We start from the raw sequence: 15262 nt of genomic DNA on the forward strand, positions 1-15262 counted from the left end.
TGAAAATTAATAACGTATTAAAATTTTGTGTTTTGAAGAGAATTTTACTTTCAGCTGTTTTATTAACACTGTGTGTTATATCATTCAATACTGTATCTCGTGCCAGTCATGCTGCAGGTGGAGAGTTGATCTATGAGTGGGTGAGTGATTCGACCTACCGTTTTATATTTAAGTTCTATAGAGATTGTGGCGGTGTGGGTGAACCAACCAGAGTTCAGTTGTGTTATTCAAACGGTTGTAATAGTCAAAGTGGTCAGATATGGTTGGACAAAATGACGTCGATACCAAACGGAACAAATGGACAGCAAGTATCAACAGGTTGCGCTAATACAAAATCTAAATGTGATAGCGTTGGGTCAAGTATTCCAGGATATAGAGAATGGTGGTACTCTAATACACTAACGTTACCATCAAGATGTGCTACATGGCGTTTTTACTCTTATGTAAATGCTAGAAACCCATCACAGAACTTACAAGGTACGGGTGTGTTTTATGTAGAGGCTACATTGAATAACCTAGTAGCTCAAGGAAACTCTTCTCCTGCTTTTACAGTTAAACCAGTTCCTTTTGTTTGTATCAACCAATCGTATAACTACAATAATGGTGGTATAGATCCGAATAATGACTCTATGGCTTTTGAGGTTATTATGCCGCAACAAGTAGCCAATGGTTGTGGTAATACACCTACCAATAAATTATTTGTTTCTAAAACGCCTACTTTAAGTATACCAGGAAACCCTTTTCAAACAAACAATACTTTTCAGATCAGCTCAACAACTGGTCAGATGACATTTACACCATCTGAGCAAGGGGCGCAAACTGTAACCGTAAGGGTAAAAGAATATAGGAATGGAATACTTATTGGTTCTGTAATGAGGGATATACAGGTGCAAGTAATAATGTGTACAAGTACTACGCCCACTGTGGGAACAGCCCCTACTACTTTAACAGGCTCTCAATTTATTAATGGTCAAGTGGTAGGTTGTGCTGGTAAGCCACTTACTTTTTGTTATGATATAAAATCCACAGACACTTCTGCAAACCTTGTAGTGACAGATAACCACTCTGCAGCTGCACCAGGTTCATCAGTTACATATACCAATTCTCCTTCTGACTCTGTAAGAGGTTGTATAAGTTGGACACCAGGTTTTACAGATACAGGTACCAGAGTCCTTACGGTTACCGTAAAAGATTCCAGTTGTGCTTCTGGAGGTATACCGATTACACAAACATTTACAGTCCCATTATACGTGTGGGCAGTTACTAAGGCGTTGAAAGATACTACGATCTGTATAGGAGATACGGTACGATTAAATGCAACAGGTGGAACAAGTTTTATATGGTCTGTAATATCGGGTGGTTCTCCAATAACTTCTATGAGTTGTACAACTTGTAAAGAACCGTATGTAGCACCAACAGTAACTACACAATATATCGTTACGTCTAATAGTACACCATTTTGTAATTCTAATACAGATACCATTACAGTAACAGTACAAAACCCTGTAGCACCAACGGCTAGTAGTAACACACCTGTTTGCCCTGGATCTACAGTAAACTTAACGGCTACAAGTGCTGGTGCTACAGCCTTTGAATGGTTAGGGCCTAATAGCTTTACATCAACTGCACAAAACCCTAGCATTACAAATGCCCAACCGGTAAGTACAGGTATCTATGCAGTGAGATCTGTTATAAACGGCTGTACTACGCAATATGCATCTACCTATGTTTTTGTAGGCTATCCTAATGCTCCTGTAGCGGGTAGCAATAGTCCAGTTTGCGAAAACACGGATTTAAATTTAACCGCATCATTTATAAGTGGTACTGTTACTTATAACTGGACGGGCCCTAATGGCTATTCTTCAACTACACAAAATCCAACATTGACAGGTGTAAAACCTGTTAACGCCGGACAATATATTGTAAGTGCTACAGTAAATGGCTGTGCATCATTAAAAGATACAATACAAGTTGTTGTCAACAATGCGCCTGATACACCAGTAACTGCTACTAACGTAATATATTGTGAAGATGAAGTTGCGACACCATTAACCGCAACGGGTTCCAACCTTAGATGGTATACGGCAGCAACCGGTGGAACACAATTATCTTCGGCACCTACACCTAATACTTCAACACCGGGAACAACAACGTATTGGGTAACACAAACCTCAAATGTCAATTTGTGTGAAAGCCCGAGAAAGGCAGTCAATGTAATTGTACTGGCTAAACCAGCGCCGCCAACAGTTAGTCCAATAATTTATTTGTGTCAAAATACTACTGCAACTGCACTAACAGCTACGGGAACTAATTTAAAATGGTATACTGTTGCAACAGGTGGAACACCTTTAGCTGGAGCACCTGTTCCATCTACTACTACTGCGGGTAATACTACTTATTATGTATCGCAGACAGATGGTAGTGGTTGTGAAAGTGATAGGGCCGCCATTGTGGTAACCGTATTCCCGACGCCAGCGAACCCAACAGTTTCTTCGCCGGTAACCTATTGTCAATTTGGTGCAAATACTCCTGGCTTGAATGCATTTGTAAGCGGAACCGCTATAAAATGGTATACAACAGCTACAGGAGGAACGCCATTAGCAGGTGCACCAACAATTAATACAGCAACACCAAGCAATACCACATATTATGTAACACAAACTTTAAATGGTTGTGAAAGTAATAGACAACCTATTGTTGCGATAGTATATGCTAAGCCTCCTGTACCTACAGTTAGAGATACTTCTCTATGCCAGTTCACAACACCAATATCTATTGGCAACAATGTAACGGGTACTAACTTAAAATGGTATACTACCTCAACCGGAGGTATTGGAAGTAGCACTGCCCCAACACCACCTACCACCACAGTGGGTACTACTACTTACTTTGTAAGTCAAACGGTGAATGGTTGTGAAAGTGATAGAGCTGCTATAGTAGTAACTATAGTTGCTGAGCCTCCTGTACCAACAGGTGTAGATGTTACTTATTGCCAGTTTGTAACAGCACAGCCGCTTGGAGCCACAGGAACCAATTTAAAATGGTATACAACATTTACAGGGGGTACACCTTTAGCAAACCCTCCAGTACCATCTACTACTAATGATGGAATTTTTTACTGGTTTGTAAGTCAAACGGTAAATGGCTGCGAAAGTAAAAGAGACTCTGTAAAAGTGACCATAAATCCGAAACCTGCCCCACCAACAGTAGACTCTTTGGAATACTGTTTGGATATTGTGGCGCCTGCATTAACAGCAACAGGTTCTAACCTTCGTTGGTATACTGCGGCAACAGGTGGTTTTGGTAATCCTAATGCCCCAATACCTAATACATCTACAATAGGAGTAATAAATTATTATGTTTCACAAACTATTTTGGGTTGTGAAAGTGATAGGGCTGCTTTGCAAGTAAAAACGGATACATTAGTTACTGCAAGGATATTATTTAACAAAGTTCCTGTCTGTCAAGATGATACTTTAACTATCACTCATCAGGGAGTAATACCAGATAGTAGTACGTTTACTTGGAGCTTTGATGGAGGTACAATTGTAAAAGGAGATACTTCCGGACCATACACGTTGAAATGGTTGACCCCGGGTAAAAAGACAATTGCATTAAATGCATTTAGACTGGGATGTAGGGCAAGAGACACACAAACTTTGTATGTAATGCCAATGCCGGAAGTTGGTTTTGACCTTTTGGCTGAAGCATGTATCAATCAAAATGTTGTAGCACTGCCTGATTCTCCACTAGCTCATGCCAGCAAGTATTTATGGGAGCTTGGCTCAGCTACAAGAGTAGATAGCACAGCAAAAGGTTATACCGTAAAATGGTTGACGGCAGGCAAGAAGGTGATTTCTATGTTTACAATATCTGATACAGGTTGTTTATCACCAACCATTTTTGATACAATAAATATCAGGGAATTCCCTGTTGCGCAAATAGATAGTTCTAGACAATATGATCTATGCATAAGAAATGAAATACATCTTTCAGCAAAACATTTTGCTAACTATAAGTATTTCTGGGAGCCTGAAAAGTATTTTACACAAAACAATAGCAGCAAGGCAAGAGCAATAATTCCGAGTGCAGGTTATGTAAGAGTGAATGTGACCGACGATATAGGCTGTAAAGGAAAGGATAGTGTATATGTAGGAGTACATTTATGTTGTGAAATATATCTGCCTGATGCCTTCTCTCCTAATGGAGATGGCAAGAATGACTTGTTCAGAGTAATAAGTGGTGGTAAACATACCATAAAATCCTTTGTGGTATTGAATAGATATGGGCAGAGAGTTTTTGTGACTACAGATGCTACTGAAGGTTGGGATGGTACTTTTAATGGTACGCCACAAGATATTGGTACCTACTTCTACTTTATAAAGTATGTATGTAACGATGACGATGCTGCAAATGAAATAGAGCAAAAAGGTAGTATTATACTAATAAGATAATATTGCAAAAAATGTTGAAAGAGGTCTGTTATTATAACAGACCTCTTTTTTTATAGATGGCATAACAACGTAAATAAATATTATCTACATGTTTATAAAGATTGTTGTAGGATTATTATCTAATTTTGCCGCATGAGTTCTAATAGTGAAATAAGAAAAATACTGTCGGATAGGGTAATGGTGATAGATGGGGCTATGGGTACCATGATTCAGCAACATAAACTTGCTGAAGAAGACTATAGAGGTGAACGATTCAAAGACTGGCCTTCAGACCTGAAAGGGAATAACGACCTTTTGTCTTTAACACAACCCGAGATCATAAAATCAATACATAGGGAGTATCTGGATGCAGGTGCCGATATGATAGAGACCAATACTTTTAATGCCAATGCCATGTCGTTGAAAGATTATGGTATGCAAGAGTTGGCTTATGAAATAAACGTTGCCTCTGCTAAAATTGCTAAAGAAGCAGTAGCCACTTACGAAAAAGACAACCCAGGAGAAAAGAGATTTGTAATAGGAGCCATTGGCCCAATGAGTGTTACGCTATCGCTATCGCCAGATGTGAATGACCCCGGTTATAGAGCAGTTACTTTTGATGAAGTAGCCGATGCATATTACCAACAAGTAAAGGGCTTGGTTGATGGTGGTGCTGATGTATTATTGATTGAAACAATTTTTGATACGCTAAATAGTAAGGCTGCCATCTTTGCTATCGAAAAATATTTTAGAGATACAAAGCAAGAAAAACTCCCTATTATGATATCGGGTACAATTACCGATGCTTCGGGTAGAACATTAAGCGGTCAAACACTGGAAGCATTTTATATTTCGGTAGCTCATGCTAACCCACTATCTATTGGTCTAAACTGTGCACTTGGCGGAGAAGAAATGAGACCATATGTGGAGGAGCTTGCAGGCTTGGCTTCATGCAAAGTTAGCTGCCACCCTAATGCTGGCTTGCCAAATGCTATGGGAGAATATGATGAGACCCCTGAAATAACAGCGGATATAGTAAGTGGTTTTGCAAAAGAAGGATGGGTAAATATTGTAGGAGGCTGTTGCGGTACAACGCCCGACCATATAAGAGCTATTGCTCAGGCAGTGAAAGGGTTGACACCTAGAACACAACCAGAACTGGCAGCAGTTTAAAAAACCAGTATTCAATAAGATCTAAAAGGGTTGGTAGCTAGCTACCAACCCTTTTTAATTAACGCATGCTTAATGCCTACTTAATAGTCTATTCACACTAAACTCCTCTCTTTGTAGCTACAGGGTTAGTACGCCGTTAATATTTTAAACAATATGGCAAAAAGAGAAGTGGATATTGTAGTCCTCTCAGACATCCATTTAGGTACATATGGGTGTCATGCAAAAGAGTTACTACAGTATTTAAAAAGTATAAAGCCTAAGGCGGTAGTACTTAATGGTGACATTATAGACATATGGCAGTTTAAAAAACGCTATTGGCCTGCTACGCATATGATGGTAGTAAAGCATTTGGTAGGCTTAATAGCAAAAGAAATACCTGTGTACTATATAACAGGTAACCATGATGAGATGCTAAGAAAGTTTGACGGCTTTCAACTGGGCTCTCTTAAAATATCCAATAAACTTTCGCTAAAGATAAATAATGCCAACGTCTGGATTTTTCATGGAGACGTTTTTGATGTAGTGATGCAACATAGTAAATGGTTGGCTAAGTTGGGTGCTGTTGGTTATGACACTCTTATATTAATAAATAGACTTGTCAACTTTCTATCTCAAAAGATGGGGAGAGGCAAAGTGTCTTTATCTAAAAAAATAAAGAATAGCGTGAAAGGTGCAGTTAAGTTTATCAATCAATTTGAAAATACAGTTTGTGATATAGCGGCAGAAAATAATTTCGATTATGTGATCTGTGGACATATACATCAGCCTGAGGTAAGATCTGTAGAAACGGAAAAAGGTACTGTGACTTATATGAATTCGGGAGACTGGATAGAAAACTTAACTACTTTGGAATATAATAACTCTAGCTGGACATTATATAAATATGCTGAGGATCCGGTAGCACAAAAGATCGAGATCAATAATAAGGGACAAAAAGAAAATGCCAAAGAGCTACTTAACAACCTACTATATGAATTGCATATAAATAGAGAGGAAAAATTACAACAAGGATTTAGTGACTTAACGGGAAATACAGAAGCTGCGTAAGCCTATAAAGAGCTCATGAAAATTTTATTTGCAATACAGGGTACAGGGAATGGACATTTAAGTCGTGCAAGAGATGTATATCCTGAGTTGAAAAAATATGGAACGGTAGATGTTTTGGTAAGTGGTATACAAGCAGATGTAAAACTTCCTTACTCGATAAAGTATCAGCTATATGGTATGAGCTTTATTTTTGGGAGTAAAGGTGGTGTTGATATTTTAAAGACAGCAAAATCTATAAAGCTGTTTAAGCTACTACGAGATATCAAGTCCTTACCGGTAGAAGAGTATGATCTAGTAGTAAACGATTTTGAACCCGTATCAGCATGGGCGTGTAAAAGAAAAAATATTCCTTGTGTGAGTTTAAGCCACCAATGTGCAGTGATTAATGAGAACTCTCCCAAGCCTAGAAAGAAGGATTTAAAAGGGACATTGGTTTTAAAATACTATGCCCCAACTACTGCGGCATATGGTTTTCATTTTGAGGAATACGATGATAATATCTTCACGCCAGTTATTAGAAAAGAGATAAGAAATACTAAGCCTGAGGAAGGCAAACACTATACCGTATACTTACCGGCATATAGTGATGAATATATTGTAAAACATTTATCACACTTTGATAAGGTACAGTGGCAGGTTTTTTCAAAACATAATAAGAGTCCATTCGAATTTAAAAATATAACTGTAACACCAATAGAAAATGAGACCTTCATTAAAAGTATGGCTAGTAGTAAAGGTGTATTATGTGGCGCTGGTTTTGAGGGACCTGCTGAAGCATTGCACTTAGGTAAAAAAGTATTGGCGATACCAATGCTACAACAATATGAACAACAATGCAATGCAGCAGCATTAGAAGAAATTGGTGTTCCCGTAATAGAAGTTTTAGGTAAAAAGTACTACCCACAAATAGAAAACTGGATCGCTAATGGCAATCCAGTTGAAGTAAACTATCCTGATAATATTGAAAAGGTAATTGCTAAAATGATAAAGGAGCAAGTAGCACCTCGAAAGCTAGTGAAGGCTAAATCAGCATTAAGCCCTGCATAGTTATTTACCTTTGAATTCTGGTTTCCTTTTTTCTAAAAAGGCGCTAACCCCTTCTTGAAAATCGTAAGTACTACCTGCTTCCACTTGTACGATCTTTTCTCTTTCTATTTGTTCTTCAAATGTATTGTAAAGAGATTCGTTTAATAATCGTTTTGTAAGTCCAATACCTTTAGTAGGCATAGTTGCCAGCTTTTTAGCAATAGCTTTACTCTCCTCTTCAAAGCTTTCGTCAGCAAATGATTTATATATCATACCCATTGTTACCGATTCGTCAGCAGTAACTTTATCTGCTAACATCATTAAGGCACTTGCTCTTTGCATACCTATAAGCTTAGGCAAAAAGAATGTTCCTGCACTATCAGGTATCAAGCCTATTTTACTAAATGCTTGTATAAAAGAGGCACTTTGAGTAGCTAATACAATGTCGCAAGCCAAGGCAATATTGGCACCAGCGCCAGCAGCAACACCATTTACCGCTGCAATTATTGGCTTTTCTATGTTGCGCAATCTGCTAATAATAGGGTTGTAATGCTCTTCTACAATTCTTTCTAACTCTGGTCCATCAGGGTCAATAGCCTCTGATAGATCTTGACCTGCACAGAAGCCCTTTCCGGTACCTGTTACATAGATACATCTTACGGTTTCATCTTTTTCAGCTTCATCTAATTTGCTTTGAAAAGCCAAAGCCATTTCACGATTGAAGCTATTGAATTTATCAGGACGGTTAAGCGAAATATAAGCTACCCCGTCTTCTATTTTGTAAAGTATTGTATTGCTCATAATGTAAAAATAAATGAGTTTTCAATCCTAACCTATTAACTGGTAGTAGCAGTTTTAAAAATCTTAGTCTTTATATGATTGCCTATACCAAGTATGCTAATGAAATTTAGAGGGAACTCTAATAATACATGCATAAAGCTGAGGAATAGCAACCACTGAAGCCCCAACTTGTAACTCTGTATATATAGTATAATACTGAATAACCAGACCACTATCACTGTTGCAAAACGCCACTTGGGAATATTGTGCCATTGAATGACTTTGGTTTTTGAAAACCAGTTCAGATAATGATAAGTGTAAGCAAAGGCAATAAAACGCATTAATAAAATACCGCCTTTGGAACTATAAATAATACTATCCCAAGCCTCCATAGAGTTTTGTCTTGGAACTCCATCAACAAGTCTTAGCCATACAATATTGAGGTGCTTGAATAGATCATACGCGCCTTTGCTATATTCTGTTGGAGGATAGAAAGCAGTATCAGGGTAGATGTTGAAAAGAATAATAGGGCAAAGAATAAGAACGCCAACGGAGAGTAACCCAAAACGACCTTTACTTTTAATTGCTCCATACAGCATGAAGAGCCCTGTGAAGACATAAACATGAATTAATGTAGGAATAAAAGTGGTGAGAAACATATTAAACTGCTGGCCAACCTTTGATGCAATTACAAGAACAACGATCCCTCCAATTTTATAAATAGGGTTTTTAACCGTTACAAATATCAATGCACTTAATAATGCGATGAACATAAGGTTTGCATCAAAGTTATCGGGGAAAAACAAACCCAGCTCATTTCCAAAATATTTCAGGGTTAAAAGAACACCTACACCTAATAGTATTACTGCGTCATACTTCCCTTTTGTAAAATAGTTACGATCGTGCAACCATGATATCTCTGTTAAATAATGCAACGGTCCCAAAAATGCATATACAATTAGAAAAAGTTCAAAGGGAATAAGCATAGCGATAACACAGGATAGCAGCATAAGTCCAATGTTTACAATGTCTATTCTGTCTGTTGCGGAGAGTTGCATGTATTAGGTTTTCTTAAAAATATTCAAAAAATAGTAGAAACTTATTTTAAAGTATTAAATCGCGCTGATGTTTTGTAGTTTCAATGCTCATCAAGAAAGCTATGTTAGTAAAAGTATTTGGAAGCGCGGTATATGGTGTAGAAGCAATAACGATAACAATAGAAGTAGATACTGCACAAGGAACAGGTTATTTTATAGTAGGCTTGCCGGATAATGCGGTTAGAGAAAGTCTGGAGCGTATCATGGCGGCGTTAAAAAATAACGGTTATGAAAAGCCGCGCACTAAAATTGTAATTAACATGGCCCCTGCTGATATTAAGAAGGCAGGCTCTGCATACGATTTGCCGATAGCAATAGGCATATTAGCTGCAACAGGACAGATACCCGCAGATGCACTAGACCAATATGTGATCATGGGAGAGCTATCTCTAGACGGTTCTTTACAGCCAATAAAAGGTTCTTTGCCTATAGCAATACAGGCGCGACAAGAAAAGTATAAAGGTTTCTTATTACCAAAACAGAATGCAAGAGAAGCCGCATTGGTAAATAATCTGGATGTGTATGGTGTGAGTGATATAAAAGAAGTAATAGACTTCTTTAAAGGTGATACTGAACTAAAACCGGTAACAGTAAATACAAGAGAAGAGTTTTTCGATACTCAGAATAATTTTGATATAGACTTCAATGATGTAAAGGGGCAGGAAAATGTAAAAAGGGCTTTAGAGATAGCTGCAGCAGGCGGTCATAACGCAATACTAATTGGTCCACCGGGAGCAGGTAAAACAATGTTAGCAAAACGTTTACCTACAATACTGCCTCCAATATCATTACAAGAAGCTTTAGAAACAACAAAGATCCATTCTGTAGCGGGTAAGCTAGCGTCTAACACTTCTTTAATATCAAAACGACCTTTTCGCTCACCACATCATACTATAAGCGATGTAGCTTTAGTAGGCGGCGGTGGTGTGCCACAGCCAGGCGAAATATCATTGGCACATAATGGTGTATTATTTCTAGACGAGTTGCCAGAGTTTAAACGAACAGTATTGGAAGTAATGCGCCAGCCAATGGAAGAACGAAAAGTTTCTATAGCTAGGGCGGCAGTAAGTATAGACTTCCCTACTAGTTTTATGCTGTTGGCATCTATGAACCCATGCCCATGTGGATTTTTTAATCATCCGGAAAAGGAGTGTACTTGTAGCCCTGTAATGGTACATCGCTACCTAAATAAAATATCAGGTCCACTTTTGGATAGAATAGACCTGCATGTAGAGGTAACTCCTGTTCCATTTAATCAGCTTTCTTCAGAGCAAACATCGGAGCCGAGTGCAGCTATAAGAACCAGAGTAATAAAAGCCAGAGAAATACAATCGCAACGTTTTGAAAAAAATGAAGGTGTTTACTGTAATGCACAAATGGGCAGTAAGCTTTTAAAGGAAGTATGTGTCATTAATGAAATAGGACAGAAGTTACTTAAGGCGGCTATGGATAAATTAAACTTATCTGCACGTGCCTATGATAGGATACTCAAAGTATCACGAACCATAGCTGATTTAGATGAAAGCGAAACTATAAAACCAGAACATTTAGCAGAAGCAATTCAGTACCGAAGTTTGGATAGAGAAGGCTGGGGAGGATAAAATATATCCGTAACTATGTATGTATATTTAACTCTTAATAAGAAAAAGCGAGAGGTATGACTTTAAAGCCATACCTCTCTTCCTATTTAACCTAAAACCTTTTACAATTATAATTTGTAGTTGTAGGTTTTTAGTCAGCCATCCATTCAAAATAGTATTATCGGGCTCAAAACTGCCTTTTTATCTTTTAAGGCCTACCTTTTAGGAATTTTATAATGGCTAATAAAATCTTTTTTTACTGATTTAGATAATGGAAGTACTTCCCCATCTATCATTTCTATCATGCTTTCCTTAGAGTTGTATTTTTTCACGTACGTAAATGATACCACATGCGATTTATGTATTTGAAAAAAATGTTCATTAGGTAATATTTCTTTGAACTTACCAAGATTATAAGAGCTGAGGATCGAGCTGTTATCATTAAGGTGAATCTTTGTACAGGATTTATAAGCCTCACAACGTTCTATAGTATCATAATTTATGAAAGTAACACCATCATGTGTAGGTATGCCTATGGATTTAAGATTAGCATCCTCGGTTTTTTGTTTTACAAAATCTAATAGCGCATTTAAGTTATTACTTTTCTTTTCAGCAATTCTGTTTTTAGCATTGTTTATAGCTGTTTTGAGTTTTTTCTTGTCAATAGGTTTCATAATATAACCTACAGCTGCATGTTCAAAAGCATCAAGTAAATATTTATCGTACGCGGTTGCAAATATTATTTCAGATTTCAAGTTGGGTAGTCGTTCTAGTAATTCAAAACTATTTCCTCCGGGTAAAATGATATCCAAGAAAATAATATCAGGATTAAAAAGAGTGATGGCTTCTTGAGCTTCGTTAATGTTTTCACATTCTGATACAATATTGATATCGGGATCAACTTCATGAACAAATTTTCTCATTAATGTTCTGAGTGATATCTCATCTTCTACGATAATAGCGTTAATCATAATTGTTATTATTAAGGGTTAATATAACTCTTGTACCGTTTGAACTATTGTCTTTGTTTAGTTTGTCTATTACTTTGAATGTAACGTTGGCTCTACCAGACTTGTTTAAGATGTCTATACGATCAGCGATCAGTTTATTTCCGATAGAGGGGAATAGTTTGTTTCTTAATTTTTTGGCTTCAATTCTTCCGATCCCATTATCATCAATGATAACAGTTACTTGGTTTTCTTTTAGGAGGAAAAATACTTTTAGTGCCCCTTTATTATCCATTCTATGATAGAGTCCATGGTTAATTGCATTTTCTACCAAAGGCTGTACTAGCATAGGTGGTATGAAAGTATCGTTAGGGTCGATATTGTTTGCACGGATATAAATATTGACAGAGAATTTGTTATTAAATCTTAACTGTTCAATTTCTGTATAAAGTTTTAAAGAGTCAACTTCTTGTTGAATGCTGATGGTTTGTTTTCTAGAGAACTCTAAATAAAGCCTTACGAGCAGAGAGAACTTTTGTAGCAGCTCATTGGCATCATCTTTTTTATTAGTGTTGATAAAACTCTGTATAGAAGAAAGAGAGTTAAAGATGAAGTGTGGGTTCATTTGAGATTGCAGTGCATTAAGTTCTAAAGCAGATATTTTTTTATCGATATCAGATTGTTCATCTTGTTTCTTCTTAATGGCTGCAATTCTAAGTTGTACAATAAAAAGAATGGCTCCTAAGATGATCAATCCGATGAAGAACTTAAAAGGTAGGGATTGCCACCACATTGGGGTTACAGTAATAACGAATACTTTTTCATTAGTACTAAGGTCAAGGTTATTAACTACAGCTTTAAGGTGTATCGTATACGAACCTGGTTTTAAGCTTGGGTAGTTAATAATACCATCATTTGAGGTCAACCAACGAGAGCTGCTACCTTCTATGTAATACTTGTAGTGAACATTGCCAAGGAAAGCAGTACTGTTACAAGAGAAGGTGAAGGTTAGGTTTTCGGGTGTGTATTTATATTTAAAGACGGAGTCTGTTCTATTAAAGAAGAAGGAATCAGTAGTTCTTACTTTTAAGGAAGCGATGTGAATGCTTTCGTTAAAGTATTTATCCTGATAGGAGAAAAAGGAATCGGGCAGTTGAATGATACCTTTATCACAGAGCAAAAAATCTGGACCGTCATTTTCTGAAATGCTATAAATCTCTTTATAAAGCAAGCCATTTAGGTTTAAGTACTTTTTGTCTACTGTATATTTATTACCATCCCAAACGAGCTTTGCTATATAAGCCTCATTACCTACCCAAAATCCATTATCACTATTTTTGAAATAGGTAAGATTTTCATTTGCTAAAATGAGGTTCACTGACTTTAAAGTCTTGTCATAATAATACACACCTTCACTTTCAACAGCTACAATAATATTACCATTATCTACTGTAGAAAATACTATATTATTATTTATGTGTATTGAATCATGTATGTGTAAAGAAGTGTCATAAAAAACGATATCACCGGCATCATTTGTGCCAAGGAGATATTGGTCATTATATTCACTAATATTCATAATTCTATCTCCATTGAAAATTTTCTTTCTTGACTGTACAGAAAATGATGATTTGTTTTTTCGAATTTTATAAATACCGGACCCGCTTGCAATAATATATTCACTTCTTGAATTGATGTAGGTAAAGTCTTTGCAAGAGACAAATGTGGGTAATTGCAACTTTGTAATAGCGTTAAAGTTGCTGTCTAAATAATATTTACCAAAAGCAGAAGCTATATAGTAGCCACCGTCATTTTCAGGATGAAACCAATATTTTGAAATATTTGGGTATGATTTATCAACTAAGGGAAGATGGATTTTTTTTTGTAAATGAAACTTTTTATCAGTGATGTATAAGTTTGAATTGATGTCGAAAATGAAATAGTGTTTATCGTGAGAATAAAGATTCAGTATCTTCTCTGTCTCAAATTCTAGGCTAATTTTTTTAAAGGGCAAATAAAATTTACTTATAAAATATAGCCCTTCAGAAACAGTAGAAATCCAGTTGTTGCCAGATTTGTCTTTATGGAAACTGGATATTTGCTCATTCAGGTTCCAACTAAAAGTGTCTATTGGTTTAATGTCATTATTTACTCTAATAAAAATGTTTTGTGACGTATTAATGATAAGACTAGAATCCTTATCTGCATAAAAATATATTATTTTATTCCCTTTACTGGCATTTGGTATTTCGAGGTCAATATTTTCATTTGTTTTATAGTTTAAGAAATGCAAGTTAGTTGCGCTTTCATCAGTATAAGTTATGTAATTAGAAAATAAGGTTGGTTTTAATAATTTATTTCTCCAGTTCAAATCAATAACCCTATCAATATTTATTTTTTTCGCTTTGTCAGTATAATAGTCATAGGTAATAAAAGTGCTGTCATAAGCCAGCATTAATATCTCATTATTAATTGATGAAGAAGTGTGTAGTAGGAAAAATCTATAGGTACATAATTTGTCAGGTATTATGTCTTTAAGTGCTGTAATGTAGTTTAATAAGATCCTGTTATCGTAGGTGAAAAAAGAATCTTTAGAGGATAAAAGTAAAGTACTGTTTGCTTTGTCTATAGTAGTAACTACTCCATTTTTTTCATAAAAGTTCTGAGTCGTAAATATTTCCTGGTTGTGAAAATAGCTTGTTACGCGTTTTGAGAAAATACTATCTCTAGTTATATAGGTTATAAATGGTCCATAATTGTATAGCCATGTTTGGTTATTAAACGATACAGAGTGAAATATTTCATTAGAAGGTAGACCATCTTTTTTTGAAAAGTGTTTAAATCGCTGGCCGTTAAATTTTGCAATTCCATTGGAAGTTGGAACCCACACATAACCGTTATCATCTTGAGAAACCAAGAATGTATTATTACTAGGAAGTCCATTTCTAGTTGTGTATTTATGGGCAAATTCACTTTGTGCAGCACACACATTTATGCTTACGAAATAGATAAATAACAGGAAGAACGATATGTGCAATCGGTGTTTTATGGTCGACTTTTATGTATCAATAATAAATTGTAAAACACAATGATAATCAAAAAAAAGTCGTGCAAATACTATTAAAACATAGAATATAAAGTGTCTTTAGTTAAAAGGATGAAAAGGTTGTTTCATCTTA

9 protein-coding genes are annotated in these 15262 nt (G+C 36.2%); 5 read left to right on the plus strand and 4 right to left on the minus strand.

The window, feature by feature from the left end:
- The first annotated feature begins 32 nt into the window (after positions 1-32).
- The 4 genes from R2800_11935 (at position 33) to R2800_11950 (ending at position 7700) form a co-directional block, all read left to right on the plus strand.
- Positions 33-4454 (plus strand): gliding motility-associated C-terminal domain-containing protein, encoded by a 4422-nt coding sequence (locus R2800_11935; GenBank protein MEZ5017757.1) that lies wholly within the window; start codon positions 33-35, stop codon positions 4452-4454.
- Positions 4455-4586: 132 nt separating this feature from the next.
- Entirely contained in the window at positions 4587-5606 is a 1020-nt protein-coding gene (locus R2800_11940; GenBank protein ID MEZ5017758.1) for a homocysteine S-methyltransferase family protein, read from the plus strand.
- Positions 5607-5759: 153 nt separating this feature from the next.
- Entirely contained in the window at positions 5760-6653 is an 894-nt protein-coding gene (locus tag R2800_11945; protein ID MEZ5017759.1) for a UDP-2,3-diacylglucosamine diphosphatase, read from the plus strand.
- A 15-nt stretch (positions 6654-6668) separates the two neighbouring features.
- The gene (locus R2800_11950; protein MEZ5017760.1) at positions 6669-7700 is read left to right on the plus strand and encodes a glycosyltransferase family protein; all 1032 of its coding nucleotides are present in this window, start codon (positions 6669-6671) and stop codon (positions 7698-7700) included.
- Here the strand turns inward: R2800_11950 and R2800_11955 are convergent, their stop codons facing one another.
- A complete protein-coding gene (locus R2800_11955; GenBank protein MEZ5017761.1) occupies positions 7701-8480 on the minus strand; it encodes an enoyl-CoA hydratase-related protein in 780 nt (259 codons plus the stop codon). It abuts the gene before it with no gap.
- Between the two features lie 35 nt (positions 8481-8515).
- A complete protein-coding gene (locus tag R2800_11960; protein MEZ5017762.1) occupies positions 8516-9517 on the minus strand; it encodes a hypothetical protein in 1002 nt (333 codons plus the stop codon).
- A 101-nt stretch (positions 9518-9618) separates the two neighbouring features.
- On the opposite strand from R2800_11960, the gene R2800_11965 reads away from it, so the two are divergent.
- The gene (locus R2800_11965) at positions 9619-11157 is read left to right on the plus strand and encodes a YifB family Mg chelatase-like AAA ATPase (GenBank protein ID MEZ5017763.1); all 1539 of its coding nucleotides are present in this window, start codon (positions 9619-9621) and stop codon (positions 11155-11157) included.
- Positions 11158-11351: 194 nt separating this feature from the next.
- Here the strand turns inward: R2800_11965 and R2800_11970 are convergent, their stop codons facing one another.
- Together R2800_11970 and R2800_11975 are read right to left on the minus strand one after the other, a co-directional pair.
- Entirely contained in the window at positions 11352-12107 is a 756-nt protein-coding gene (locus R2800_11970; GenBank protein ID MEZ5017764.1) for a LytTR family DNA-binding domain-containing protein, read from the minus strand.
- Positions 12100-15072 (minus strand): histidine kinase, encoded by a 2973-nt coding sequence (locus R2800_11975; GenBank protein MEZ5017765.1) that lies wholly within the window; start codon positions 15070-15072, stop codon positions 12100-12102. The genes R2800_11970 and R2800_11975 overlap by 8 nt, the downstream gene beginning before the upstream one ends.
- Positions 15073-15262: the final 190 nt, after the last annotated feature.

This window comes from Flavipsychrobacter sp., assembly GCA_041392855.1.
Taxonomy (GTDB): domain Bacteria; phylum Bacteroidota; class Bacteroidia; order Chitinophagales; family Chitinophagaceae; genus UBA5543.